Below are 25,183 nucleotides of genomic sequence, written 5' to 3' on the forward strand. Positions count from 1 at the left end.
CGGCGGGCGCCGCCAGCGACGTGGCCCGCGACGGGCGACGCCGTCTGTCGTCCATTCTCTTTTCCTGACGGAGTCCCCCGCGTGGCCCAGGGCTATGTGAAGGCGTCGGACCTGCCGCAGGTGATCCCGATCTTCCCTTTGGCCGGGGCCATCGTGCTGCCGCGCGGGCAACTGCCGCTGAACATTTTCGAGCCGCGCTATCTGAACATGGTCGATGACGCCATGGCCGGGGACCGGATCATCGGCATGATCCAGCCCACGGGGCCGTCGCTGGATGCGCCGGCCCTGTCGGCCGTCGGCTGCGCCGGGCGGATCACCAGTTTCGCCGAGACGTCCGATGGCCGGTATCTGATCACCCTGACCGGCGTGTGCCGCTTTCGCGTGGTGGCCGAACTGGACGGGCGCACCCCCTATCGTCAGGTGCGGGCGGCCTTCGCCCCGTTCGAGGCCGATCTGACGCCGCCGGAAGGCGAGGGCGATTTCGACCGGCCGGGCTTTCTGGACGCCCTGCGGCGCTATCTGACTCATCGCGGCCTGGACGTCGATTGGGACGCGGCCGAGGGGGCGCCGGTCGAGGCCCTGGTCAACAGCCTGACCATGGCCCTGCCGTTCGAGGCGGCCGAGAAACAGGCCCTGCTGGAGGCCGCCGACATCTGGGCCCGGGCGTCCGACCTGGCGGCCCTGCTGCGCATCGATGCGGCGTCTTCGGACGACGACGGCCTGATCCAGTAGTCTGGCGCGTGGCGCACGCGCCCGGTACAAGGTCAGATCATGAGCGACGCCTTCAACACCCCGGTCACAGTCGATCCGCGCCTGCTGGAGGTTCTGGTGTGCCCGGTCACGCGCGGCCCCCTGACCTGGGACCGGACCCGAAACGAATTGGTTTCAAAGGGCGCCAAACTGGCCTATCCGATCCGCGACGGCGTGCCGATCATGCTGCCGGAAGAGGCGCGGACGCTCGACTGATCCGGCAGGGTCTCAGACCCGCTCGCCCCGCAGCAATCTGGGCAGGTCGCCTGTCGCCCCGCCCGCCTCGTGCATGAAGGCGCGGCGCAGCGGGGCGATGCGGTTGACCGCCGCCAGGCCCAGGCCGCGCGCCAGCCGCACCGGCGCGATGTCGTTCGAGAACAGCCGCACGAAGGCGTCGAACCCCGCCGCCAGGGCCGTATTGTCGAACCGGCGCCAGCGGGCGTAGCGGTCCAGCACCGTCTCGGCGCCGATATCCTCGCCGTTGCGGGCGGCCTGGATCAGCACCTCGGCCAGGGCCGCGGCGTCCTTCAGCCCCATGTTCAGCCCCTGGCCCGCCACCGGGTGCACCCCGTGGGCCGCGTCGCCGATCAGGGCGATGCGCGGCGCCGTCAGCTGTTCGGCCAGCGACAGCGACAGCGGATAGACGAAGCGCGGCCCCTGCACCGTCACGGCGCCCAGGAAGTCGCCGAACCGCCGCATCAGATGGGCGTGAAAGGCGTCGTCCGACGCGGCCTTCAGGGCCTCGGCCCTGCGGGTGCTTTCGGTCCAGACCAGGCTGGCGCGCCGGTCGGTCAGGGGCAGGATGGCGAAGGGGCCGTCGGGCAGGAAATATTCGTGCGCCACATTGCCGTGGTCGCGGTCCATGCCGACCGTGGCCACCACGCCCGACTGGCCATAGCCCCACCCCAGGGTCTGGATGCCCGCCGACGCCCGCACGCGCGAGCCGCGCCCCTCGGCCCCGACCACCAGCGGCGCCGACAGCCGCGATCCGTCGCCCAGCACCACCGTGGCCCGTCCGGCGTCGGTTTCGACGGCCGCGACGCTGGCGGGCGCCCGCACGTCCAGGCCCGCGCGCGCCACCGCCTCGGCCAGGGCGGCGCGGATGCGGCGGTTCTCGATCATATAGCCCAAGGGCTCGCCATCGGTGCGATCGGCGATCTCGTCGGCGTCAAAGCGCAGGAAGGCGGGCGAGGGCGGGGCGCTGGCCGCGCCGGGGCGGCGGCCGTCGGTCACCAGGATGCGATCCATCCGACAGGCGTGCGGTCGCAAACTGTCGCCCAGGCCCAGGGCGTCCAGCATGCGGAAGGTGGAAAAGGCGATGGCCGTCGATCGTCCGTCGAAGGTCGGGGCCAGCTGGGCGTCGAACGGCTGGGGATCGACCATGACCACCTTCAGCCCGCCCTGGGCCGCGGCCAGGCCGAAACTGGCTCCCGCCAATCCGGCCCCGGCGATGACGATGTCGTAGCGTTCGCTGCTCATGGCCCTTCATCGCGCCGACGACGGGCCAGGTAAAGCGGCGGGTCGTCGCAACAGATCGCTTCGGACGCCGTCCGTGGTGAACAACCCCTTAACCCTGTGCGGGCGATGATGGGTCCGAGACCTGTCTTCATCGGAGCGTTCGCCGCCCATGTCCGCCGCCCTCGCCCTCGGCCGCCAGGCCTGGATCAGCGCCCGCATCCTGTGGGGCGCGCCGGTCGCCGTGCGGTTCCGGGGCATGCTGCAGGCCCTGCTGGCGGCGCTGCTGCTGGCGGCCATGGCGTCGTGGAATCCGGCCGACCCCAGCTGGAACGCGGCCTCTAGCCAGCCGCCGACCAACTGGCTGGGCGGTTCGGGCGCGGTCTTCGCCGACATCGCCATGCAGTCGCTGGGCCTGACCGCCTGGATCGCCGCCCTGGTCACCGGCGCCTTCGGCCTGGCCCTGGCCCTGGGCGACATGATGATGGAGCGGCTGAAGCCCACGCCGCTGAAGACCCTATCGGCCGCCCTGGGCGTGCTGATCCTGGCTGGCGCCCTGTCGGCGGCGCCCCCGGCGGCGGCCTGGCCCCTGGCGTCCGGCCTGGGCGGCCTGTGGGGCGACGCCGTGGCGGGCCTGTGCGCCGGCGGTCTGTCGGCCCTGGGCCTGCCGGGCGCGCGCTGGGTCGTGTGCGCCGTCTTCGCCGTCGCGGGCCTGTGGGCCCTGGGTTACGCCATCGGCCTCAGGGTCTCGGACGTGTCGGACGCCGCCGCCTGGCGCCGCGCCCCCTCTGACCCGCGTCCGGCGCCCGCGCCCAAGCCCCGGCCCAAGGCGGCCGCGCCGCGCCGCGCCCGGCTGGACCTGCCGACCGAGGCCGACGAGGGTTCGGTCGAGACCGACGACCTGCCGCCGTGGGAAGACGATCCGGCCCCTGTTTCCTCAGCGCCCGCCGCGCGTCGCGGCCCGGCCGAGGTCGAGCCCAAGGTGGCCGCCGCCAAGACGCCGAAAGCCCGCAAGGTCGACGACCGCCAGTCCGCCTTCGACTTCGGCGGGTCAGAGGGCGGCTTCGACCTGCCGTCCCTGGGCATTCTGGCCAAGCCCCAGACCCGCGCCGCCTCGGTCGACGAGGACGCCCTGAAGCAGAACGCCAAGATGCTGGAAGGCGTGCTGCAGGAATTCGGCGTGCGCGGCGTGATCGACCAGATACGCCCCGGCCCCGTCGTCACCCTGTATGAACTGGTCCCGGCGCCCGGCGTGAAGCATGGCCGCGTCGTGGCCCTGGCCGACGACATCGCCCGGTCGATGTCGGCCCGCGCCTGTCGCATCAGCGTGGTTCAGGGTCGCAACGCCATCGGCATCGAACTGCCCAATGTGAAGCGCGAGACGGTCTATCTGCGCGACCTCTTGGCGTCCGGCGAATACGACAAGCCGGCGCACCTGCTGCCCCTGGCCCTGGGCGAGACCATAGGCGGCGAACCCTATGTCGCCGACCTGGCGCGCATGCCGCACCTGCTGATCGCCGGCACCACCGGATCGGGCAAGTCGGTGGGGGTCAACGCCATGATCCTGTCGATCCTGTACAAGCTGACGCCCGAACAGTGCCGCTTCATCATGATCGACCCCAAGATGCTGGAGCTGTCGGTCTATGACGGCATTCCGCACCTGCTCAGCCCCGTCGTCACCGATCCCAAGAAGGCCGTCGTGGCCCTGAAATGGACGGTGCGCGAGATGGAGGACCGCTATCGCCGCATGTCCAAGCTGGGGGTGCGCAACATCGCCAGCTATAATGAGCGCGCGCGCGAGGCCCAGGCCAAGGGCGAGCATTTCGAGCGCACGGTCCAGACCGGCTTCGACGACGCCGGGCGTCCGATCTACGAGAGCGAGAAGATCCGCCCCGAACCCATGCCCTATCTGGTCGTGGTGATGGACGAGATGGCCGATTTGATGCTGGTCGCGGGCAAGGACGTCGAGGGCGCGGTCCAGCGTCTGGCCCAGATGGCCCGCGCCGCCGGCATCCACCTGATCATGGCGACGCAACGCCCATCGGTGGACGTCATCACCGGCACCATCAAGGCGAACTTCCCGACCCGGATCTCCTTCCAGGTCACGTCCAAGATCGACAGCCGCACCATCCTGGGCGAACAGGGCGGCGAGCAGCTGCTGGGCCAGGGCGACATGCTCTATATGGCCGGCGGCGGCCGCATCACCCGCCTGCATGGTCCGTTTGTGACGGATCACGAGGTCGAACAGGTCTGCGCCCATCTGCGGGCGCAAGGCTCGCCCGACTATCTGGAGGCCATCACCGACGGCGGCGATGAAGACGAAGGCGGCGACGACTTCGGCGGCGGCGAGGGCGGCGGCGGGTCTGGCGACGACCTGTACGACCGCGCCGTGGCCGTGGTCACCCGCGACCGCAAGGCGTCCACCTCTTATGTCCAGCGCCGGCTGCAGATCGGCTACAACCGCGCCGCCAGCCTGATCGAGCGAATGGAGAAGGAAGGCGTGGTCACCCCCGCCAACCATTCCGGCAAGCGCGAAGTCCTGGCCGGTCCGCCGCCCATTGTTTAGGGCGCTAACGCTCGCGACGCGGTCGCTCGCTGCTTTTTGCCCTGCCGTTCGCGCCGCGGGCGCTCTCTGCTTGAGGGCGGGTTTCTTGCCCTAACGCTCACGATCCGGTCTTTCGCGGCTTGAGGGCGGGGACGTGCGGCAACGCCGATAATCCCCGCCGCGCGTCAGCAGGTTCAGCAGTCGCCGGCGGGGGCGCCCATGACGCGATAGACCGGGGCGGTCCGGTCCTCGCCGACCGGGATCAGGCCGACGTGGACGTGGCTGCCGACGGAATCCGGCTCCAGCGAGGCGGCGATGACCGAGGCCAGGGGCTGATCCATCGGCGCCCAGCGCCAGCCTTCGGCCACTGCGATGCGCCGGGTTTCCAGCCGCACTTCCAGCGCGCCGGTCAGGGTGCTGGCCTCGCGCGTGGCGCGGGTGATGGGCTGGGTGCGGGTGACGTCGAAGGCCTCGACCTCCAGCGTCTGCGGCCGGGCGGCGCACAGGCGCGCGCCCTTGATCGACAGCGCCTCGATGGCCGAGGCGGCCTCGGGCGCCAGCAGATAGCCGCGCGGACGCGGACGGCTTTCGGTCACACGCAGATGGCGCGAATCGCGCAGCTCGATCGCCTCGACGCTGGGTTCACCCGTCTGGGCGTCCATCAGATGCAGTTCGGCGGGCAGAACCTCCGGCTCGAACACCACCGCCACCGGCTCCTGACTGGCGGCCAGGGCGACGCGGGCGTCGGCCACCGTGCGGCGCAGGGCGGCGGGGTCGTTCGCCGCCGCCTCCATGGCCCCGGCCGCCGCCAGATAGTGGCTGGCCACGCGGCGCTGGAAGGCGTCGCGATCCCCGCCCGCCCGCGATTCCAGCAGGATGGAGATGGCGCCGGTCAGGCCATAGTAGTTGCGCGAAATCCCCGGCGCCGTGCCGCCGGTCACCAGGGGGCCGGCGGGCGGCATGCCGCTGAGATAGACCGCCGAACTCAGCGTCGATCCTTCCAGCCGCGCCGCCATCGCCGGCAGGAAGGCGGATCGCGCCAGGGCGCTGACCTCGGCCGGCACGGCGGCATGGGTGGCGTCCAGCATGGTCTGATCGGCGGCCGCCAGGCGCCCGAACCGGCGCAGCGGCCCCGTGGCGCCGTACTCATGCGCATCCACCACCAGATCGGGCGGCAGGCGGGTCATGGCCGTCTGAACGCCACGCGTCTCGGGCAGGGTGGCGATCAGGTGGTCGCGGTTCATGTCGTAGTCCAGGCCCGTACGGCGCTGGAAGGCGGCGGCCCCGTCGGGGTTGGCGCGCGGCACGACGACCACGGTGATCCGGTCCAGCAGGGCCGCGAACTCGCCATCCGCCAGGGCCGAGGCCAGGGCCAGCATGGCCTCGCCGCCGGCCGGTTCATTGCCGTGCTGCTGGCCGATCAGCCAGACCACCGGCCGGTCCAGCCGGGCGATGGCGTCGATGTCCTGATGACCCTCGGCGGTGAAGACCAGCCAAGGGATGTCGCGGTCCTGGGCCGTGCGGCCCAGCGATCCCAGATAGACGCCCGGAACCCGCGCCTTGATGGCCGCCAGATGCGCCTCCATTTCGGCCTGGCTGGTGAAGTCGGTGCGGCCCGGCGCCAGACCCGGCGCATTCATGGCGATGGCGACATCGCCCAGACGGGCCAGGACGGCGGCCGGCTGGCGATAGGGGGCGGGCCGTTCGGCGGCCGCAGGGGTCTGGGTCGGCGCCAGAGCCTGGGCCTGAGCTTGGGCCGAGGTGGGCATGAATCCCATCACCAGGCCGATGGCCGTCCAGCATTGCAGCGTCCGCATCCGCGTTTCTCCCCCAAAAGATGGTTGTTCAACGGTCGTAATCGGCGTTTCCGTCGCGCGCCAGCCCATCCGACCGTCCCGACCGCGCGCCGACATGACCCTCTGGAGCCTGCACCGCCACCTGGGGTAAGCATGGGGGGCAAGGAGACCACGCTTCATGACCGACACCGCCCTTCCCGGCCTGTTCCTGGGCCAGAGCCTGGCCGACGACGGCGCCCAGCCCCAGGTGCTGCGCTTCGACCGCGCCAACCGGCACGGCGTGGTGGCCGGCGCCACCGGCACGGGCAAGACGGTGACACTGCAGATCATGGCCCAGGGGTTTTCGGACGCCGGCGTGCCGGTCTTCTGCGCCGATGTGAAGGGCGACCTGTCGGGCATCAGCCAGGCCGGATCGCCGAATGAGAAACTGCTGGCCCGCGCCGCCGACATGGGGCTGACGCTGAACCCGCGCGCCGCCCCGACCGTCTTCTGGGATCTGTATGGGCAAAGGGGCCACCCCATCCGCACCACGGTCAGCGAGATCGGCCCCTTGCTGCTGGCGCGGATGCTGGACTTGAACGAGGTGCAGGAGGGCGTGCTGTCGGTCGCCTTCCACGTCGCGGACCAGGAGGGCCTGCTGCTGCTGGACCTGGACGATCTGCGCAGCCTCCTGGCCTATGTGGGCGAGAACGCCGAGCGGATCGGCCGCGAGGTCGGCAATGTCGCCCCCGTCTCCATCGCCGCCATCCAGCGGTCCCTGCTCCAGCTGGAGCAACAGGGCGGCAAGGCCTTCTTCGGCGAACCGGCCCTGCGGCTGGAGGACATGATGCGGACGGGCCTGGACGGCCGGGGCCAGGTCAATGTGCTGGCGGCGGACAAGTTGATGTCCAGCCCGCGCCTGTACGCCGCCTTCCTGCTGTGGCTGCTGTCGGAACTGTTCGAACAGCTGCCCGAGATCGGCGACCCGGAGAAGCCGCGCCTGGTCTTCTTCTTCGACGAAGCCCACCTGCTGTTCCGCGACGCGCCCAAGGCCCTGTTGGAAAAGGTCGAACAGGTCGTCCGCCTGATCCGCTCCAAGGGCGTCGGCGTCTATTTCATCACCCAGAACCCGGCCGACATTCCCGACAGCGTCCTGGCCCAGCTGGGCAACCGCATCCAGCATGCGCTGCGCGCCTACACCCCCGCCGAACAGCGCGGCCTGAAGGCGGCGTCGGAAAGCTTCCGCGCCAACCCCGCCTTCAACACCGCCGAGGCCATCCAGGCCCTGGGCGTGGGCGAGGCGGTGGTTTCAATCCTGGACGAAAAGGGCGCGCCCAGCGTGGTCGCCCGCACCCGCATCCGTCCGCCCGAGTCGCGCCTGGGCCCGGCCACCGACGCCGAGCGCGCCCAGACCCTGGCCGCCAGCCCCGTGCGCGGCCTGTATGACACGCCGGTCAACAGCGAGTCGGCGCACGAGATCCTGACCGGCCGGCGCGAGGACGCCCAGGCCGCCGATCTGAAGGCCCGCGCCGACGCCCAGGCGCAGGAAGAGGCCGAGGCCGAAGCCAAGGCCCAGGCCAAGGCCGACGCCCAGGCGGAAAAGGCGGCCCAGACCGCGGCCCGCGCCGCCGAACGCGACCGCCTGGCCCGCGAACGCGCCGCCGCCCGCACGGCCCCCCGCGCCCGCGCCTCGAACCGCCAGACGCCGATGGAGGCCCTGACCAAATCGGTGCTGCGCACGGCGGGATCGACCCTGACCCGCGAAATCCTGCGCGGCGTGCTGGGCGGGATGAAGCGGCGCTGACCCGATCCTTCTCCCCTTGCGGGAGAAGGTGGCCGAGCGCAGCGAGGTCGGATGAGGGGTCTCTCGGACCTGACCTTCAGCCTTCCGGGGGCGGCCACCTTCGGTGCGACCCCTCATCCGTCAGCCTTCGGCTGCCACCTTCTCCCGCAAGGGGAGAAGGACGCTACAGCCCCAATCTCCGGGCCCGGCCCGCGATCTCCAGCAGCAGGCGCTCGGCGATCAGATGGTCGGGCGAGCCGGTGGTCTTGGTCGCCACATCGGCGGTGTTGATGCTGTCCAACGCCTCGTCCAGGGCGTCCAGGCTCCAGTTTCGGGCCTGACGCAGCATTTCGGCCTCCTGTTTCCAGAAGACGCCGGCGGCCTTGGCCGCCTCCTTGGCCCCCGCGCCATTGGCCTGAAGCACGCCGATGCGACGCAGGCGGCCCAGGTGCAGCGCCGCCTGGCGCACGGCCATGACCGCCGATTCCCCTTCGGCCAGCGCCCGGCGCAGGCCCGCCTGAGCCGGGGCGGCCCGACCGCCGAAGGCCTGCAGCGCCGCATCCTGAAGCGAGGCGTCCGGTTCGACCCCCAGATGCAGATCCAGCTCGTCCGCATCGATGGAACGGCCCGAGCCGGGGCCGATATACAGGGCCAGTCGCTCGATCTCCTGGCGCATCAGGCCGCGTTCGCGCGGCAGCCGGGCCACGAACCGTTCCAGGGCGTCGGAGGTCAGGCCCACCTTGTCTGCGGCCAGGGCCTCGCGCGTCATGCGCGCCATGTCGCCGACCTCGTCTTCGTAGCAGACGATGCCCGCCGCGCCGGGCGTGCCCTCCGCCGCCTTGCGCAAGGCCGAGTCGCGGCCCAGGCCCCCGGCCTCGATCACCAGCATGGCGTCGGGGTTGAAGCCCCCCGCCGCATGGGTCTTCAGCGCCCCGGCCAGCAGCTTGTCCACCGACGCCTTCTCCGCCGTCAGCCGCACCCGCACCAGGCGTCGGCCGCCGATCATCGACAGGGCGGTCAGGGCCTCTTCCAGCCGCGCCTCATCGCCGTCCACGTCGGCGTCGGTCAGAAGGGTGACGTTGAACGGGTCGTTCAGGTCCGGCGTGACGGTCCGGCACAGGATCTCGGCGCGTTCGGCCACGCCCGAGCGGTCCTTGCCGTGGATCACCACCGCCCGCACGGACGGATCGGGCGATTTCAGGAAACGATCTATTTCCGGACGCTTTGAGAGGTTCATCTGATCCTCCCCCCTCGGGGGAGGGGGACCATGCGCCGCATGGTGGAGGGGGCAGAACACAGGCTGGAGCTTCTGGGGTTGGCCCCCTCCACCGCTTCGCGGTTCCCCTCCCCCGGCGGGGGAGGATTTTTGCGGGCCGTCCTCACCGGCCCGACAGCGCCCTCAGGACATCCAGCCGCAGCAGGCGGGCCAGATCGGCGGCGGCGCGGTCTTCGCCGTCCTGCTGGGCGGCGATGGCGGCATAGGGCTGGTCGGCGGCGGCATAGGTGACGGTCGCCGTCTCCACCCCGGTCATGGCCTCGCCGCCCGCCAGGGGCGTCAGCGTCCATTCGGCCCGCACGGTCAGCTCATAGCGGCTGGCGGTGTCGTCGATGCGGCGGCCCAGCGGACGGCGCGCGCTTTCGACCTTCAGGTCCAGACGATGCAGGGGCGCGGCCGACCGACTGACGGCCAGGGCGTCCTCCAGCTGTTCGCGCAGGCGATACCCCAGCCGGTCGTCGGGCGTGTGCACCGCGATGCGCGAGGCGTCGGTTCCCGCCGCGCCCTGGGCATACAGGGGCGTGAAGCCGCAGCCCGCCAGGCCGACCGAGCCGACCAGCAGCAGGGACGCCAGCCCCCGCATCAGCCGACCACCAGATTGACGATCCGATCCGGCACCACGATCACCTTGCGCACCGATTGCCCATTGGCGGCAAGGTAGGCCTGAACCGTCGGATTGGCGAGGGCCGCCGCCTCGACCGCCGCGCTGTCGGCGCCGCGGGGCATGGCGATCTCGCCGCGGCGCTTGCCGCCGATCTGGATCGGCAGGATCACCTCGTCGTCGGCGGCCAGGGCCGGATCGTATTCGGGCCAGGGCGCGTCCAGCACCATGCCCTCGCGGCCCAGGCGGCTCCACGCCTCCTCGGCTAGGTGAGGGGTGAAGGGGGCGATCAGGCGCGCCAGCACCGACAGGGCCTCGGCCCGCGCCTCTCCGCCCGCCGCGCCATGGGCCTTCACCGTGGCCAGGAAGGCGTACAGCTTGGCGATGGCCGAGTTGAAGCGGAAGCCCTCGACCCCCTCGGTCACGGCCTTGATGGCCTTGTGCGTCTCGCGGCGCAGGGCGGCGTTCTGGTCGGCGTCGCCGGGCACGGCCGGATCATAGGCGTCGAACTCGGCCCAGACGCGCTGGACGAAGCGGCCGGCGCCCTCGACCCCGCCGGCCGACCACTGCACGTCGCGTTCGGGCGGGCTGTCGGACAGCACGAACAGGCGGCCGGCGTCGACGCCGTGGCTGTCGATGATGTCCTGGGGCGCGACCACATTCTTCTTGGACTTGGACATCTTCTCGATGTCGCCGATGGCCACCGTCTCGCCGGTGGACAGCTGGCGCGCCTGGCGGGCGCCGTCGACGGTGACGATCTCGATATCGGTCGGCTCGACCCAGGCGCCGTCGGGGCGGCGATAGGTCTCGTGCACCACCATCCCTTGCGTGAACAGGCCCGCGAACGGCTCCTTCACATCCATCAGGCCGGCGTCGGTCAGGGCGCGGCTGATGAAGCGGGCGTACAGCAGGTGCAGCACCGCATGCTCGACCCCGCCGATATACTGGTCCACCGGCAGCCAGTGGGCGGCGGCCTGACGGTTGATCGGCGCGTCCGCCTTCGGGTCGGCGAAGCGGGCGAAATACCAGGAACTGTCGACGAAGGTGTCCAGGGTGTCGGTCTCGCGCACCGCCTTGGCCCCGCAGGACGGGCAGTCGACATGCTTCCACGTCGGGTGGCGATCCAGCGGATTGCCCGGAACGTCGAAGGTCACATCGTGCGGCAGTTCCACCGGCAGCTGGTCGGCCGGAACCTCGACCGGGCCGCAAGCCGGGCAATGGATGACCGGGATGGGGCAGCCCCAGTAGCGCTGGCGCGATACGCCCCAGTCGCGCAGGCGATAGATGGTCGCGCCCTGGCCGGTTCCGGCCGCCTCGATGCGCCGCACCGCCTCGGCCTTGGCCGCCTCGATGTCCAGGCCGTCCAGGAAGTCGGAGTTGAACAGCACGCCGGGGCCGACATAGGCTTCATCGGCGACGTCGAAATCATCGCCGGCGCCTTCAGGCCGCACCACGGGGATCACCGGCAGGTCGTATTTGCGGGCGAAGTCCAGGTCGCGCTGGTCGTGGGCGGGGCAGGCGAAGATGGCGCCCGTGCCGTATTCCGACAGGATGAAGTTGGCGATCCAGACGCCGACTTCGGCCCCGGTGAAGGGGTGGATCACCTTCAGCCCGGTGTTCCAGCCGATCTTCTCGGCCTGTTCGATCTCGGCCTGGCTGACGCCGCCCTTGCGGCATTCGGCGACGAAGGCGGCCACGGCGGGGTCGGCCTCGGCCAGCTGTTTGGCGATCGGGTGGTCCGGGGCGATGCCCATGAAGCTGGCGCCGAACAGGGTGTCGGGCCGGGTGGTGTAGATCTCCAGGCCCTCGGGCGAGGCGGCGGGCGCCTCGCCGGCCCAGGCCCAGGTCATCTGCAGCCCCTTGGAGCGGCCGATCCAGTTCTCCTGCATCAGCCGGACCTTCTCGGGCCAGCGGTCCAGCGTCTTCAGCCCGTCGATCAGGTCGTCGGCATAGTCGGTGATGCGCAGGAACCACTGGTTCAGCTTGCGCTTCTCGACCAGGGCCCCCGAGCGCCAGCCGCGCCCGTCGATCACCTGCTCATTGGCCAGCACGGTGTTGTCGACCGGATCCCAGTTGACCACCGCATCCTTGCGATAGACCAGGCCGCGCCGATACAGCGCCAGGAACCAGGCCTGCTGCTTGCCGTAATAGGCCGGGTCGCAGGTGGCGAACTCGCGGCTCCAGTCCAGCGACAGGCCCAGCAGCTTCAGCTGGTCGCGCATGGCGGCGATGTTGGACCAGGTCCAGTCGCCGGGGTGGACGCCGCGTTCCATGGCCGCGTTCTCGGCCGGCATGCCGAAGGCGTCCCAGCCCATGGGATGCAGCACGTCGAACCCGCGCGCCCGTTTGAACCGGGCCACCACGTCGCCCATCACATAGTTGCGGGCGTGACCCATGTGGATGTTCCCCGACGGATAGGGAAACATCTCCAGCACATAGTATTTCGGCCGACCGGTCTCGGGCGTGACGAAGGCGTCGGCGGCCGCCCAGCGGGCCTGCTGGCGGGGTTCGGCGGTCTTGGGCTCGTAGCGGGCCACGGGGGCGTATCCTGAAGCTGGCCTCAGGGATCAGGCCCGAAGAGGCGTTAGGCGGAGAGGGCGATCAGTTGGCGTGCGCGAGGTTTAGCTGGCGCGCCTTGGTCAGGATCGCGTTCTCCAGGTCCGTCTCGGTCTGAGCGGCGACGGGGGCGGTGACCCAATTGCCCGTGGCGTCCTTGACCTCCTTGGTCACCGACACGTTCAGGGCGTCGGCGCGCAGGCGGGTGTCCAGGATGAAGACGGTGGCCTTGAACCGCTCGTTCGGCGTCTGCGGGTTCACGTACCAGTCATAGTTGACCACCCCGCCCCACGGATCGGCGTTCAGCAGCGGCATGAAGCTGAGGGTGTCCAGGGTCGCGCGCCACAGGAAGGCGTTGACGCCGATGCCCGTCTGGACCGCCGGGGTCCGGCTGGCGCCGCCGCCCGAGAAGGGCAGACGAGGACCGCCGCCGCAGCTGGCCAGGGCCAGGCCGGACGCCGCGATCAGAGCCAGGGCGGCGACACGGGCCGCGCGGGGAGTGGGAACCATCAAAGCCGTCTCCGTTCGAAAGCACGCGTCGGGCCAGGGGCGTCGCTCAGGGACGCCGCGTCGCCCGAGCGCCGCAGAAGCGCTCTATAACACGGCGAAAAGGGGCGATGACAAGGCGAAGCCGCGCCCGGGCCGCCGTATAGCCCCGCTCTCGCCTCAGGCGAGTCCCTGGCGGGGCGGTTTCGCGTGACGCTTGCGCCACAGGCGAGGCCCGCAATCGCCGGGAACCCGCATCGTCCGGCGGTGTTCGATTGACCGGACCCGCATGCGGTGTCTTAGGTTTCCAGTGAAGATGGCGGTCGCCGCGTCCAGGCGCCGCCCAGGGATTGGACATGCGTTACGGCGTCGTCGCAGCCGCGTTTGCTCTGGCCGGGTTGATCGGTTTCGCCGATGTCGCCCTGGCGCAATCGCGCGCGACCACTTCGACCCTGAACCTGTCCGAGGCCGCCGCGGCCCAACGGCCGGCGCCCGCGCCCACCGCGCGCCGCAGCCTGCGCTGGATCGACAGCGGTCGCTGGGGCGTGGACCTGAACATGAACCAGCCCGTCGGTCGCGAAACCGAATGGGGCGATGTCCAGGCCGGGGCCTATTATCGCCTCAGCCCCCGGTTCCAGGTCGGCGCCTCGGCCGGTCTGGCCACGCCGCGCGCCGATCCGGCCCGCGCCGCCGAATCCGACCGCGCCCCGCCGCGCGTCCGGCTGGAATCCATCTTCAAATTCTAGGGCGCGAAGGCGTCCCGGATCGCTCCCACGGCCGCCAGGCCGCACACGCCGCTGTCTGACAGCGCCTGGGCCGTTCGCGCGTCGATCCCGCCCAGGGCATAGGTCGCAACCCCCAGGGCCAGAACCCGAGCCAGACCGTCTAACCCCATCGCCGGCCGGGCCGAGGCGCTGACGCTCGCAAACACCGGCGAGGCGACCAGGGCGTCCAGACTGTCGAGGGGAAAACCGGCCGCCGCCTCATGAATGGCCGTGGTGATGATCCAGTCGGGACGATCGCGCCGCAGCGACGCCGCCTCGCCCGCCATTCGCGCCGGCAGATGCACGCCGGCGGCCGAAATCCGATCCGCCAGATCCGCATCGGCCCCGATCAGCAGGCGCACGCCACGCGCCCGCGTCGCCTCGCCCAGTCGCCTGGCTGTATCCAGGGCGTCGTCGCGCCCGAAGCCCCGGAACACCACCGCCGCGCCGGGCGGCAGGCGCGCCGCCGTCTCCCACGGCCGGGGGGTGCGTTCGGGGTCGGTGAAGAACAGCAGCGACGGCAGGCGCCCGGCCGCCGGGCTGACAGCCGCCGCGCGTCGGTTTAGAGCCTGGGCCGCATCCCACAGCCGTCGCGCGTCTTCGCCCATCTGGTCCATGCCTGCTTCTTCGCCCGCCGCATCCGCCGCGTCCATCACCCAGCGCCTGATCCGGGCGCGGGCCGGCATCGACGCCGCCTGCGCCCAGGCCGGACGCGAAGTGGGCGCCGTCACCCTGACCGCCGTCACCAAGACGCAGGAACCCGCCGCCATCGACGCCATATTGGCGGCCGGCCAGACGGTCTTTGGCGAGAACCGGGTGCAGGAGGCGCAAGGACGCTGGACTGGGCGCGATCGGACGGGGCTGGAACTGCGCCTGATCGGTCCGCTGCAGACCAACAAGGCCTATGACGCCGTGGCTCTGTTCGACGTGATCGAGACCCTGGATCGCGCGAAACTGGTTCAGGCCCTGGCCCGCGCCGCCGAACGGCTGGGGCGGCGTCCGCGCTGCCTGATCCAGGTCAACACGGGGCGCGAACCCCAGAAGGCCGGGGCCGCGCCGGAGGATGTCGCCGCCCTGCTGGCCCTGGCGCGGGCCGAGGGTCTGATGGTCGAGGGCTTGATGGCCATTCCGCCGCACGATGCGGACCCTGCGCCCCATTTCGCCCTGATGCGCGATCTGGCCCGCGACCTGGGCCTGGGCGTGCTGTCGATGGGCATGAGCGGCGACTATCCGGCCGCCATCGCCCACGGCGCCACCCATGTGCGGCTGGGAACGGCGCTGTTCGGTGGGCGACAGCCGCCCTCGATGGCGGTTTCGGCTGATTAGACGTCGGAATTGTCGTCCTTGCGCCTTGCGTCGGCGGCGCGGGTCGCCATTCTCTGCCCCATGCCCACGCCCAAGACCCTGCTGATCATCGACGACGACAACGACCTGCGCGAAGCCCTGGCCGAGCAGCTGGCGCTGAACGAGGAGTTCCGCACCGTCCAGGCCGCCACCGCCGGCGACGGGGTGCGACAGGCTCAGGAGGTGCGCGCCGACCTGATCCTGCTGGATGTGGATCTGCCCGACATGGATGGACGCGAGGCGTGTCGCCTGCTGCGGCAGAGCGGTGTCTCCACCCCCATCATCATGCTGACGGCCCAGGGGTCCGAGACGGACACGGTCATGGGGCTGGACGCCGGGGCCAACGACTATGTGACCAAGCCCTTCCGGTTCGCGGTTCTGCTGGCGCGCATCCGCGCCCATCTGCGCAGCCATGAACAGTCCGAAGACGCCGTCTTCGCCATCGGCCCCTATGAGTTCCGGCCCGCGGCCAAGGTTCTGCTGGACCCCAAGAGCCGCAAGATCCGGCTGACGGAAAAAGAGACCAACATCCTGAAATACCTCTATCGCGCCGGGACCAAGGCGGTGTCGCGCGAAGAGCTGCTGACCGAGGTGTGGGGCTATAACGCCGGTGTCACCACCCACACGCTGGAAACCCACATCTATCGCCTGCGCCAGAAGATCGAGCCCGAGCCGGGCCAGACCCGCCTGCTGCTGACCGACGCGGGCGGCTATCGGCTGCAGCCTTAGTTGACACACTAAAAAACACTAAGTAGTCTTTCTGTGTTTTTCGCACAGGAGATTCCGCTATGGGCAAGTACGATCCTCTGACCCGTTATCTCGCTGATCGTTCCACGGCCGAGGTTCCCATGACCTTTGCCGAGATCGAGAAGGTTCTGGGCGTGTCGCTGCCGGCGTCCAAACAATACCCGGCGTGGTGGAGCAATAATCCGTCCAACAACGTCATGACCCGTGCTTGGCTGGAGGCGGGCTTCCAGACGGAGCGCGTCGATATCGGCAGGGAGCGACTGGTTTTCCGCCGGGTTCGTCACACGCAAGGGCGTGGGGAAACAACGTCGTCGAACCGTCTCAATATCATCGAGCGAATCCGCAACCGCCTGGGAGGAACCGTGACCCTTCCCGACGGCGTCGACGTCACCGCGCCCTCTGGAGAGACCTGGGACGCCGAACGCGCATGAGCGGGCCGCTGATCCTCGACACCTGCGCCGCGCTTTGGCTCTCCACACCCGCCATGTCTCTGGCGTCTGAAGCGTCCGAGGCTCTGGTTCGGGCCGAGGCTGAAGGACAGGCGATCCATCTTTCGCCGATCACCGCCTGGGAAGTCGGTCAATTGGTCGCTAGAGGACGGTATGCCCTTTCGATCGATCCCCTGCGCTGGTTCGAAGAGTTGCTCGCCGCCGGTCTGACGCTCGCTCCCATGGATCCGGCCATTCTGGTTGGGGCGTCCTTCCTTCCTCGATCGGAAACCTTGAGAGACCCTGCTGATCGGATTATCGCGGCCACCGCACGGATCCACGGCTGGACGCTGGTCACACGAGACCGACCTCTTCTCGCCTATGCAGAGGCAGGTCACATACGGGCCATAGCCTGTTGACCTAGACGTCCAGGTCCACCGTCACCGGGGCGTGGTCGCTGGGGCGGTCCCATTCACGCACGTCGTCGTGGATGCGGGCCGAGCCCTTCGCCACCGCCGGGGTCAGGCCCGGCGAGGTCCAGATGTGGTCCAGACGCAGTCCGCGGTTCGACTTGCGGAAATCCTGGGCGCGATAGCTCCACCACGACGCCAGCTTCTGCGGGTCGGGAAAGGCGTCGCGCACCACGTCTGCGAAACCGCCCGCGTCCTGAAGCCGGGTCAGGGTCTCGACCTCGATCGGCGTGTGGCTGACGATCTTGGACATGTAGCGGTGGTTCCAGACGTCGTTTTCGCCCGGCGCGATGTTGAAGTCGCCGGCCAGAACCAGGGGCGCGGCCCGGTCGCGTCGCGCCACCTCGGCGGTCAGCCGCTCGTAGAAATCCATCTTGTGATCGAATTTCGGATTCAGCGCCCGGTCGGGAACATCGCCGCCCGCCGGAATGTAGAAATTCTGGATCTCCACCCCCGCCACCTGCGCCGAGACGCAGCGGGCGTGGCCCAGCTTGCACACTTCAAGCGTCGTATTGTCGGCGATGGGCAACCGGCTGGCGATGGCCACGCCGTGCCAGCCCTTCTGGCCCGCGACCCGCAGGTGAGGCATCCCCATGGCTTCGAACGCCGCGCGTGGAAACTGGTCGGTGGTGCACTTGATCTCCTGCAACAGCAGGACGTCGGGCGACCGCTCGGCCACGAAACGCGCCACCTGGTCGATGCGCAGGCGGACCGAGTTGATGTTCCAGGTGGCGATGCGAAGAGTCATTATTCCTTGGCCGCGGTCAGAAGGCTTGCGCCTTCTCGACCCGACGCGGCCTGGACTCAAGCTCTGGGCATAAAAAAGCGCCCGGCGGTGAGGCCGGGCGCTATAGGTCTTCTCTCTCGCCGCCGGGAGGGGGATGAATCCGTAGCGGTCGGACAGCCGCCGCTGTCCTGTGTTCAAACTGCCACGCCTGCGAAAAAACGTCAATGCGCCTCGCAGGCGAATCCGCCTGTGTCCAGCGGAACACGGCGGCGCAGGTCAGTTCCGGCCCGGACGGCGGGTCGGATCCCGCAACTGGAACAGGTTGGCCGCCAGGCCGGACGCCGGCGCCAGAGAGGTCAGCTGGGTGCGGGTGCGGCCACCCTGGGCGTCCGTGATCGTCCATTCCTGCAGCCGCAGCGGTTCGCCCGCGAAGGCCAGGATGACCGAGCCTTCGTTGGGGCGGCGGCTGTCGCGCGCGGTGATGGCGAAGGCGCCGGACGCCATGCGGGTGATGCGGTCGATCCGCACCCCCTGGTCCAGCCGCACATTGCGCGCCAGGAAGGTCGACAGCGGGGTCTGGCCCAACGGCACCTGGCGGAACACGTTCAGGCGCGGGTCGTAGCGCATGACGTTCGATCCGTCCGAGACGACCAGCAGGCCCGCCGGTTCGGTATACTCGAACCGCATCTTGCCGGGCCGTTGCAGCCAGAAACGGCCGCGACGCACCTGGCCGCCCGGGCCGGTTTCAGTGAACTCGCCCTGGGCCGAGGTCAGGCCCTGAAGATAGCTCTGGGCGCGGGCCAGAACGGCCTGGTCGTCGGCGGACAGACCGCTTTGCGCCAGCACCGGGCCGGACAGGCCCGCAAGGGCGGCGGCGGCCGGCAGGCCGAACGTCAGATCGCGACGAGACAGGGTCATAAAGGGCTCCGCATCCTTACGGTTGGTCCAGCCGCCACGATGAACCGGCGACGGGGCGAGGTGATGACGCCAGCCAGACCATATTCCGGCGGCCCGATGAAGCGCTGTTCATCGCCGGATGTTCCGGCAACCGCGCGATGCGCCCGGTTTCGTCTGTGTTTGCGGGCGATTGACGGAACCGAAACGGGCGCTGACAACGTCAGCCATGAAACCCGCCATCGCCGTCCCGACCTCGACCGTCGCCCGCAACGCCCTGGTGCTGATCGCCGTGGTGGCGGGCGGGGCCGCCGTCTACTGGCTGCGGGACATTCTGACGCCCCTGGCCATGGCCATCTTCCTGATGATCATGATCGACGGGGTGAAGCGCTCGATCGAGGCGCGCGCGGGACTGAGTCCTCGCTGGGCGGGGATCGCGGCCCTGCTGGTCGTGCTGGCCGGCTTCATCGCCTCGATCTGGATCATCGTCGATGGGGCGGCGGGCTTCTTCACCGATGCGTCCGGCGTCAGCGCCAACATCGGCCCGAGGCTGGACCAGGTTCTGAGAGACCTCTCGCGTCTGATCGGCATGGAGACGCCGCCGACAGCGGCCGAGCTTATCGCCGGCATCGATCTGAGGGGCTATCTGACCCAGCTGGCCTTCCAAGCCCAGGGCATCATGTCCGGCGCCTTCTTCGTCATGGTCTATCTGGGGTTCCTGCTGGCGTCCCAGGCCGGGTTCCGTCGCAAGATCGTCGGCATGTTCCCCAACCGCGACAACCGCTCCGAGGCCATGGAGGTGTTCCAGCGCGTGCGCGGCGGAGTCGAGGGCTATCTGTGGGTTCAGACGGTGACCGGGGTCATGATCTGCGCCGCCGCCTGGGTGCTGATGCGGGTGGTGGGGCTTCAGAACGCCGAGTTCTGGACCTTCGTCATCTTCATCGTCGGCTTCATTCCGGTGCTGGGCGGCGCGGTGGCCGGCCTGGCGCCGCCGCTGTTCGCCCTGGTGCAGTTCCCGACCTATTGGCCCGCTCTGATCCTGCTGGTCGGACTACAGGCCATATTGTTCATCAGCGGCAATCTGATCCAGCCGCGCATGCAGGGCGACAATCAGAACATCGACCCGGTGGTGGTGCTGCTGGCCCTGGCCTTCTGGGGCAAGATCTGGGGCGTGGTGGGCATGTTCCTGTCCACGCCGCTGGCGGTCATGGCCATGGCCGTGCTGGCCGAGTTCAAGGGGTCGCGCTGGATGGCCATCCTGCTGTCGGGCGACGGCGAACCCTATGCTGACGCTGATCCCATCAAGGGCGTGCGGACCGAGGCGAAGCCGGCGCCCAAGACGCCTGCCAAGGCCCCCGCCAAACCCCCGGCCAAGGGGCGCGGCGCCGTGTCGCGGCCCCGCAAGGGTTCGTCGTCATCGTGACGTCTTGAAGCGGGCGACGGGCGCCCTATCTCTTGTTCAGACGGCGCGGGCCTCCCCCTCCCCCCACGGCCCCCCGTTCAGCGAGCGCCGGCTTCCCCTCCCCTCCTGAGGCCGGCCCGCCAGGCCGCCGAGCGCCCCGCGCCCGGCGGCCTTGTCGTTTCTGGCGTCGCTCGCGCCGCCGTGGCGCAGGTGAACGCCGGTCACATGGCTTTTCCGGCTTCCCCGGATCGTTGCTCTGGCCTAGTCAGCAAGGGCGGCGACGTCGCGCCGTGTCTGAAGAGCCTGCACATCATGTCCGCCGCTGACCCGCGCCCCGTCCCGCCCCAGAGCGTTGATCTGGAGTCGCTGAGGATGACGATGGCGCGGACGCTGGGCCAGAAGGCCCTGGACGACCGCCAAGGCCTGTTCGCCGCCCAGGCGCACGAGGACTACGCCGCCGACGAGACGCCCGAACTGGACGTCGAAGCCTTCGCCGCCCTGCTGGCCGAGGCCTGGGCCGCGGCCGAGGCGCGCCCCTGCGGCGCCCCCGCTCAGATCACCGTGCGTCCGCTCAGCGCCGGCGCCGGACGCGGCGCCTATGACCTGGTCCAGATCATCCAGGACGACAGCCCCTTCTTGGTCGACAGCGTGATGGGCGAGCTGGCCGACGCCGGCGTGACCGTGCGCGCCCTGTTCCACCCGGTGACGCCCGAGGCGGGCGGCCAGGAATCCGTCATCCTGGTGGTGATCGACCCCCTGCCGCAGGAACGTCGCGACGCCCTGGGCGAAGGCCTGTCGGCGGCGCTGGGCGACGTGCGCGCCGCCGTGGCCGACTATCAGGCCATGGTCGAGCTGATGAAGCGGTCGGTGGCCCAGTTGGAGTCCTCGGCGTCAACCGTTGACGCCGAAGTGGTCAAGGAACAGGCCGAGTTCCTGCGCTGGCTCAAGGGCGATCATTTCGTCTTCCTGGGCGCGCGCGATTATGAATACCCGCGCACGAAGGACGGCGGCTATGAGGCCGAGGCGCCGCTGTCGCAGGCCAGCGAGGGTCTGGGCGTCCTGCGCGACCCGAACCGCACCGTGCTGCGCCGGGCCAGCGAACCCGCCGTGCTGACCAAACAGATGAAGCGCCAGCTGGACCTGGGCGATCCGGTCACCGTGGCCAAGGCCAACGCCCGCTCGCGCGTTCATCGCCGCGCCTATATGGATTACATCGGGGTCAAGCGGTACGGGCCGGACGGCAAGCCGTCGGGCGAAACCCGCTTCGTCGGCCTGTTCACGGCCGAGGCCTATGACCGCGCCGCGTCCGAGGTGCCGCTGGTGCGGCGCAAGGTGTCCAACGCCCTGAAGCGCGCGGGCAAGGCGCCGGGCAGCCACAATGAAAAGCGGCTGAAGAACATCCTGGAGAACTATCCCCGGGACGAGCTGTTCCAGATCAGCGAGGACGAGCTGCTGTCCATCGCGCTTAGCGTGCTGCACCTGTACGATCGGCCGCGCATCCGCCTGTTCACGCGGGTGGACCCATTCGACCGCTTCGCCTCGGTCCTGGTCTATGTGCCGCGCGAACGCTACGACGTGTCGGTGCGCCAGCGCATCGGCCGCATCCTGGCCGAGGCCTGGGGCGGGCGCGTCTCGGCCTGGTATCCGCAGCTGTCGGACCAGCCGCTGGTGCGCATCCACTACATCATCGGCGTCGAGGCGGGGAACCATCCGACCCCCGATCCCGTCGCGCTGGAGGCCCGCGTGGCCGAGGCGGGGCGCGGCTGGGTCGACCGGTTCGAGAGCGCCCTGCGCGACGCCGACGTCGATGAGGTGGCGGTCGGGCCGACCAGCGCCAAATGGGCCGAAGCCTTCGGCGCCGGCTATCGCGACCGCTATGACGCGGCCGAGGCGGTGCGCGACTTCCTGTCGATCGACCGGCTGAACGCCACGGGCCAGAAGGACGGCGGCGAGCCGGTGGCCGTGCGCGCCTTCCGCACGGCGGACGACAGCCCTCTGCAATTCCGGTTCAAGCTGTACCGGCGCGGGTCGGCCGTGCCCCTGTCGGACGTGCTGCCGATCCTGGCCGACATGGGTCTGAAGACGCTGGAGGAATGGGGCCACGCCATCCGTCCCACCGGCGACGCGGAAATCCATGTCCATGAATTCCTGCTGGAAGACCCGCGCGGCGATCTTCTGACCTTCGGCGACATCCAGGGGCCGTTCGAGGCCGCCTTCGGCGCCGTCTGGGACGGCCGCACCGAAAGCGACGGCTTCAATCGCCTGGTGCTTGAGCTGGGCGTCGACTGGCGTCAGGCCGCCCTGGTGCGCACCCTGGCCCGTTACCGTCAGCAGACGGGCCTGGACCCCAGCCAGGCGGTTCAGGAAGAAGCCCTGCGCGACTATCCCGACATGGCGCGGGTGCTGCTGTCGCTGTTCGCGGCCAAATTCGATCCCGATGCCGGCGTGGCGGACCGCGAGGCGGCGACCGCCGAACTGGTCGACAAGGGTCTGGCCCTGCTGCAGGGCGTCAAGGCGCTGGACCACGACCGGGTGCTGCGCCGCCTGATGCTGCTGATCCAGGCGATCAAGCGCACCAACTTCTATCAGACCACGGCCGACGGCGGCTTCAAGCCGCACATCTCGATCAAGATCGCCTCGCGCGAGCTGGACGACCTGCCGTTGCCCAAGCCGTTCCGCGAGATATTCGTCTGGGCGCCGCACATCGAGGGGGCGCACCTGCGCTTCGGCCCGGTGGCGCGCGGGGGGCTGCGCTGGTCCGACCGCCGCGACGACTTCCGCACCGAGGTGCTGGGCCTGGTCAAGGCGCAGCAGGTCAAGAACGCCGTCATCGTGCCGGTCGGGTCCAAGGGCGGCTTCTATCCCAAATGCCTGCCGCGCGGCGGCGATCGCGACGCCATCCAGGCCGAGGCGATCCGCGCTTATCGCACCTTCCTGTCGGGCATGCTGGACGTCACCGACAACATCGGCGCCGACGGGTCGGTGATCCCGCCCGAACGCGTCGTGCGCTGGGAAGGGGACGATCCCTATCTGGTCGTGGCCGCCGACAAGGGCACGGCCACCTTCTCGGACATCGCCAACGGCATTTCGGCGAACTACGGCTTCTGGCTGGACGACGCCTTCGCGTCCGGCGGATCGGTCGGCTATGACCACAAGGTCATGGGCATCACCGCCCGCGGGGCGTGGGAGGCGGTCAAGCGCCACTTCCGCGAAATGGGCAAGGACATCCAGTCCGAACCCTTCACCGTGGTCGGCGTCGGCGACATGTCGGGCGACGTGTTCGGCAACGGCATGCTGCTCAGTCAGGCGACCAAGCTGGTCGCCGCCTTCGACCACCGCGACATCTTCATCGACCCCAACCCGGACCCGGCCACGTCGTGGGCCGAGCGCAAACGCCTGTTCGAACTGCCGCGCTCGTCCTGGCAGGACTATGACAAGGCGCTGATCTCGGCCGGCGGCGGCGTCTTCCCGCGCGCGTCCAAGTCGATCGACCTGACGCCGGAAATCCAGGCACTGCTGGGCATCGAGGCCGCCTCGGTCGATCCGGCGACCCTGATGCAGGCCATCCTGCGGGCCGAGGCCGAGCTGCTGTATTTCGGCGGCATCGGCACCTATGTGAAGGCCGCGAACGAGACCAACGCCCAGGCTGGCGACAAGGGCAATGACGCCATCCGAATCGACGGCGCCGAACTGCGGGCCCAGGTGGTGGGCGAAGGGGCCAACCTGGGCATGACCCAGGCGGGCCGCATCGAGGCCGCGCGCAACGGCGTGCGCATCAACACCGACGCCATCGACAACTCGGCCGGCGTCGACAGCTCGGACCACGAGGTCAACATCAAGATCCTGACCGGCGCCGCCATCGCCGCCGGCTCGCTGAAGGCCGCGGACCGCAATGCGCTTCTGGCCTCCATGACCGACGAAGTCGGCCTGAAGGTCCTGGCCCACAACTATGACCAGACCCTGGCGCTCAGCCTGCAACAGGCCGAAGGGCCCGGCGCCCTGGACGCCCAGCAGCGGTTCATGCAGTGGCTGGGGGCCAAGGGCAAACTGGACCGCAAGGTCGAAGGGCTGCCCGACGATCTGAAGCTGGCCGAGATGAAGGCTTCGGCCCAGGCGCTGACCCGACCCGAACTGGCGGTGCTGACCGCCTATTCCAAGCTGGAGCTGTTCGACGACATCGTGGCCACGACGGCGCCGGATGATCCCTTCTTCCACCGCACCCTGGTGCGCTATTTCCCCGGTCCGCTGGCGAAGTACGAGACCGACATGGAGCGGCATCGTCTGAAGCGCGAGATCATCTCGACCGTGCTGTCGAACGAGATCGTCAACATGTGCGGCGCCACCTTCCCCGAACGCCTGCGCCTGTCGGCCCAGGTGGACACCGGGGCCATGACCGTGGCCTTTGAGGCGGCGCGCCAGGTGTTCCGTCTGGACGAGGCCTGGGACGCCGTCTCGGCCCTGGACCTGAAGATCCCGGCCGAGGCCCAGATGGCCCTGTACGCCGAGATCGCCACCGTGCTGCGGCGCCAGACCTATTGGCTGTCCAAGCGCGCGGCCCGTGACGGGGCGACGGTGGACGGGCTGATCGGCGCCTATCGCCCGGCGGCGGACGCCCTGCGCGCCGCCGGCGGCGGGGTGCTGAGCCGTTATGAGGCCGCGCGGCTGGACGAGCGGGTCCAGGCGTTCGAAGCCCTGGGCGCCCCGGCCGATCTGGCCCGCGACTTCGCCATGCTGCGGCCCTTGGTGGCCACCGCCGACATCGGCGATCTGGCGCGCGAGGCGGGCTGGGACGAACCGTCGATGGCCATGCTGTACCACCAGGTCGGCGCCGCCTTCGACTTCGACCGTCTGCGGTCGGCGGCGGGCCGCGTGTCCTCGGGCGATCATTTCGACCGGCTGGCGGTGCGCCGCCTGATCGAGGATCTGATGACCGAGCAACGCGACCTCACCCGCGCGGTGGCCGCCTCCACCAGCGTCGCGGCGGGGGCCAGCGAGGCGGCGGCCGAAACCGCCGTCGATGCCTGGATCGGGCCGCGCCTGGCCGAGGTCGAGGCCATCCGCGCCTCGGTCGACGAGATCGAGGCCTCGGGCGCGGGCTGGACCTTCGCCAAGCTGACCATCGCCAACGGCGCCATCCGCGCCTTGGCGTCCCTGGTCGGATAAGGGCGCGCATATGGGCG

The 25,183-nt window shown here is 69.9% G+C and carries 20 protein-coding genes; 11 read left to right on the forward strand and 9 right to left on the reverse strand.

Annotated elements, in window-relative coordinates; translation table 11 throughout:
* The first annotated feature begins 81 nt into the window (after window positions 1-81).
* Both Q0581_RS10105 and Q0581_RS10110 read left to right on the forward strand, forming a co-directional pair.
* Entirely contained in the window at window positions 82-732 is a 651-nt protein-coding gene (locus Q0581_RS10105) for an LON peptidase substrate-binding domain-containing protein (RefSeq protein ID WP_298699910.1), read from the forward strand.
* Window positions 733-771: 39 nt separating this feature from the next.
* Window positions 772-966 carry a Trm112 family protein gene (locus tag Q0581_RS10110; RefSeq protein ID WP_298699912.1) on the forward strand — a complete coding sequence of 65 codons (195 nt, stop codon included), beginning with the start codon at window positions 772-774 and terminating at the stop codon, window positions 964-966.
* Between the two features lie 12 nt (window positions 967-978).
* Here the strand turns inward: Q0581_RS10110 and Q0581_RS10115 are convergent, their stop codons facing one another.
* Complete coding sequence (locus tag Q0581_RS10115; RefSeq protein WP_298699915.1) at window positions 979-2,229, reverse strand: UbiH/UbiF/VisC/COQ6 family ubiquinone biosynthesis hydroxylase; 1,251 nt, start codon at window positions 2,227-2,229, stop codon at window positions 979-981.
* A gap of 148 nt (window positions 2,230-2,377) precedes the next feature.
* On the opposite strand from Q0581_RS10115, the gene Q0581_RS10120 reads away from it, so the two are divergent.
* Window positions 2,378-4,771 carry a DNA translocase FtsK gene (locus Q0581_RS10120; RefSeq protein WP_298699917.1) on the forward strand — a complete coding sequence of 798 codons (2,394 nt, stop codon included), beginning with the start codon at window positions 2,378-2,380 and terminating at the stop codon, window positions 4,769-4,771.
* Window positions 4,772-4,944: 173 nt separating this feature from the next.
* Here Q0581_RS10120 and Q0581_RS10125 read toward each other — a convergent pair whose 3' ends face one another.
* Window positions 4,945-6,567, reverse strand: a complete 1,623-nt coding sequence (locus Q0581_RS10125; RefSeq protein WP_298699919.1) for a M14 family zinc carboxypeptidase — start codon at window positions 6,565-6,567, stop codon at window positions 4,945-4,947.
* Between the two features lie 157 nt (window positions 6,568-6,724).
* Here Q0581_RS10125 and Q0581_RS10130 point away from each other — a divergent pair, with 157 nt between their 5' ends.
* Window positions 6,725-8,329 carry a helicase HerA-like domain-containing protein gene (locus Q0581_RS10130; RefSeq protein ID WP_298699921.1) on the forward strand — a complete coding sequence of 535 codons (1,605 nt, stop codon included), beginning with the start codon at window positions 6,725-6,727 and terminating at the stop codon, window positions 8,327-8,329.
* A gap of 163 nt (window positions 8,330-8,492) precedes the next feature.
* Here Q0581_RS10130 and holA read toward each other — a convergent pair whose 3' ends face one another.
* The 4 genes from holA to Q0581_RS10150 form a co-directional block, all read right to left on the reverse strand.
* The gene (holA, locus tag Q0581_RS10135; RefSeq protein WP_298699922.1) at window positions 8,493-9,545 is read right to left on the reverse strand and encodes a DNA polymerase III subunit delta; all 1,053 of its coding nucleotides are present in this window, start codon (window positions 9,543-9,545) and stop codon (window positions 8,493-8,495) included.
* Between the two features lie 142 nt (window positions 9,546-9,687).
* Window positions 9,688-10,167 carry an LPS assembly lipoprotein LptE gene (lptE, locus tag Q0581_RS10140; RefSeq protein ID WP_298699924.1) on the reverse strand — a complete coding sequence of 160 codons (480 nt, stop codon included), beginning with the start codon at window positions 10,165-10,167 and terminating at the stop codon, window positions 9,688-9,690.
* Window positions 10,167-12,722, reverse strand: coding sequence for a leucine--tRNA ligase (leuS, locus tag Q0581_RS10145; protein WP_298699925.1), 2,556 nt, complete (start codon window positions 12,720-12,722; stop codon window positions 10,167-10,169). The genes lptE and leuS overlap by 1 nt, the downstream gene beginning before the upstream one ends.
* 64 nt (window positions 12,723-12,786) lie before the next feature.
* Window positions 12,787-13,251: a DUF3576 domain-containing protein gene (locus tag Q0581_RS10150; RefSeq protein WP_298699927.1), complete on the reverse strand. Its 465-nt coding sequence runs from the start codon at window positions 13,249-13,251 to the stop codon at window positions 12,787-12,789.
* Between the two features lie 332 nt (window positions 13,252-13,583).
* Between Q0581_RS10150 and Q0581_RS10155 the strand changes: the two genes are divergently transcribed.
* Window positions 13,584-13,973 (forward strand): NtrZ family periplasmic regulatory protein, encoded by a 390-nt coding sequence (locus tag Q0581_RS10155; RefSeq protein ID WP_298699929.1) that lies wholly within the window; start codon window positions 13,584-13,586, stop codon window positions 13,971-13,973.
* Here Q0581_RS10155 and Q0581_RS10160 read toward each other — a convergent pair.
* Entirely contained in the window at window positions 13,970-14,608 is a 639-nt protein-coding gene (locus tag Q0581_RS10160) for a thiamine phosphate synthase (RefSeq protein WP_298699930.1), read from the reverse strand. The genes Q0581_RS10155 and Q0581_RS10160 overlap by 4 nt on opposite strands.
* On the opposite strand from Q0581_RS10160, the gene Q0581_RS10165 reads away from it, so the two are divergent.
* The 4 genes from Q0581_RS10165 to Q0581_RS10180 are packed head-to-tail and all read left to right on the forward strand — an operon-like array spanning window position 14,607 to window position 16,929.
* Window positions 14,607-15,317 (forward strand): YggS family pyridoxal phosphate-dependent enzyme, encoded by a 711-nt coding sequence (locus Q0581_RS10165; protein ID WP_298699932.1) that lies wholly within the window; start codon window positions 14,607-14,609, stop codon window positions 15,315-15,317. The two genes, Q0581_RS10160 and Q0581_RS10165, sit on opposite strands and share 2 nt — an antisense overlap.
* 60 nt (window positions 15,318-15,377) lie before the next feature.
* Entirely contained in the window at window positions 15,378-16,064 is a 687-nt protein-coding gene (locus tag Q0581_RS10170; protein WP_298699972.1) for a response regulator transcription factor, read from the forward strand.
* A 59-nt stretch (window positions 16,065-16,123) separates the two neighbouring features.
* On the forward strand, window positions 16,124-16,513 hold the full coding sequence (locus tag Q0581_RS10175; protein ID WP_298699934.1) for a hypothetical protein: 390 nt from the start codon (window positions 16,124-16,126) through the stop codon (window positions 16,511-16,513).
* Window positions 16,510-16,929, forward strand: coding sequence for a type II toxin-antitoxin system VapC family toxin (locus Q0581_RS10180; RefSeq protein WP_298699935.1), 420 nt, complete (start codon window positions 16,510-16,512; stop codon window positions 16,927-16,929). Before Q0581_RS10175 ends, Q0581_RS10180 begins: the two co-directional genes overlap by 4 nt.
* A 1-nt stretch (window position 16,930) precedes the next feature.
* Here the strand turns inward: Q0581_RS10180 and Q0581_RS10185 are convergent, their stop codons facing one another.
* Together Q0581_RS10185 and Q0581_RS10190 are read right to left on the reverse strand one after the other, a co-directional pair.
* On the reverse strand, window positions 16,931-17,728 hold the full coding sequence (locus tag Q0581_RS10185; protein ID WP_298699937.1) for an exodeoxyribonuclease III: 798 nt from the start codon (window positions 17,726-17,728) through the stop codon (window positions 16,931-16,933).
* A 255-nt stretch (window positions 17,729-17,983) separates the two neighbouring features.
* Entirely contained in the window at window positions 17,984-18,625 is a 642-nt protein-coding gene (locus tag Q0581_RS10190) for an outer membrane lipoprotein carrier protein LolA (RefSeq protein WP_298699939.1), read from the reverse strand.
* 205 nt (window positions 18,626-18,830) lie between these two features.
* Between Q0581_RS10190 and Q0581_RS10195 the strand changes: the two genes are divergently transcribed.
* Window positions 18,831-20,024 carry an AI-2E family transporter gene (locus Q0581_RS10195; protein ID WP_298699941.1) on the forward strand — a complete coding sequence of 398 codons (1,194 nt, stop codon included), beginning with the start codon at window positions 18,831-18,833 and terminating at the stop codon, window positions 20,022-20,024.
* A 351-nt stretch (window positions 20,025-20,375) separates the two neighbouring features.
* On the forward strand, window positions 20,376-25,166 hold the full coding sequence (locus Q0581_RS10200; RefSeq protein ID WP_298699943.1) for an NAD-glutamate dehydrogenase: 4,791 nt from the start codon (window positions 20,376-20,378) through the stop codon (window positions 25,164-25,166).
* The last annotated feature ends 17 nt before the right edge of the window (window positions 25,167-25,183 follow it).

The sequence above is a fragment of the uncultured Brevundimonas sp. genome, assembly GCF_937863155.1.
Lineage (GTDB): Bacteria > Pseudomonadota > Alphaproteobacteria > Caulobacterales > Caulobacteraceae > Brevundimonas.

Coding starts and splice junctions, on each gene's coding strand:
- Q0581_RS10110 (WP_298699912.1), top strand. CDS start 772: ATGAGCGACGCCTTCAACACCCCGGTCACAGTCGATCCGCGCCTGCTG.
- Q0581_RS10115 (WP_298699915.1), bottom strand. CDS start 2,229: ATGAGCAGCGAACGCTACGACATCGTCATCGCCGGGGCCGGATTGGCG.
- Q0581_RS10120 (WP_298699917.1), top strand. CDS start 2,378: ATGTCCGCCGCCCTCGCCCTCGGCCGCCAGGCCTGGATCAGCGCCCGC.
- Q0581_RS10125 (WP_298699919.1), bottom strand. CDS start 6,567: ATGCGGACGCTGCAATGCTGGACGGCCATCGGCCTGGTGATGGGATTC.
- Q0581_RS10130 (WP_298699921.1), top strand. CDS start 6,725: ATGACCGACACCGCCCTTCCCGGCCTGTTCCTGGGCCAGAGCCTGGCC.
- holA (WP_298699922.1), bottom strand. CDS start 9,545: ATGAACCTCTCAAAGCGTCCGGAAATAGATCGTTTCCTGAAATCGCCC.
- lptE (WP_298699924.1), bottom strand. CDS start 10,167: ATGCGGGGGCTGGCGTCCCTGCTGCTGGTCGGCTCGGTCGGCCTGGCG.
- Q0581_RS10150 (WP_298699927.1), bottom strand. CDS start 13,251: ATGGTTCCCACTCCCCGCGCGGCCCGTGTCGCCGCCCTGGCTCTGATC.
- Q0581_RS10155 (WP_298699929.1), top strand. CDS start 13,584: ATGCGTTACGGCGTCGTCGCAGCCGCGTTTGCTCTGGCCGGGTTGATC.
- Q0581_RS10165 (WP_298699932.1), top strand. CDS start 14,607: ATGCCTGCTTCTTCGCCCGCCGCATCCGCCGCGTCCATCACCCAGCGC.
- Q0581_RS10160 (WP_298699930.1), bottom strand. CDS start 14,608: ATGGACCAGATGGGCGAAGACGCGCGACGGCTGTGGGATGCGGCCCAG.
- Q0581_RS10170 (WP_298699972.1), top strand. CDS start 15,378: ATGCCCACGCCCAAGACCCTGCTGATCATCGACGACGACAACGACCTG.
- Q0581_RS10175 (WP_298699934.1), top strand. CDS start 16,124: ATGGGCAAGTACGATCCTCTGACCCGTTATCTCGCTGATCGTTCCACG.
- Q0581_RS10180 (WP_298699935.1), top strand. CDS start 16,510: ATGAGCGGGCCGCTGATCCTCGACACCTGCGCCGCGCTTTGGCTCTCC.
- Q0581_RS10185 (WP_298699937.1), bottom strand. CDS start 17,728: ATGACTCTTCGCATCGCCACCTGGAACATCAACTCGGTCCGCCTGCGC.
- Q0581_RS10190 (WP_298699939.1), bottom strand. CDS start 18,625: ATGACCCTGTCTCGTCGCGATCTGACGTTCGGCCTGCCGGCCGCCGCC.
- Q0581_RS10195 (WP_298699941.1), top strand. CDS start 18,831: ATGAAACCCGCCATCGCCGTCCCGACCTCGACCGTCGCCCGCAACGCC.
- Q0581_RS10200 (WP_298699943.1), top strand. CDS start 20,376: ATGACGATGGCGCGGACGCTGGGCCAGAAGGCCCTGGACGACCGCCAA.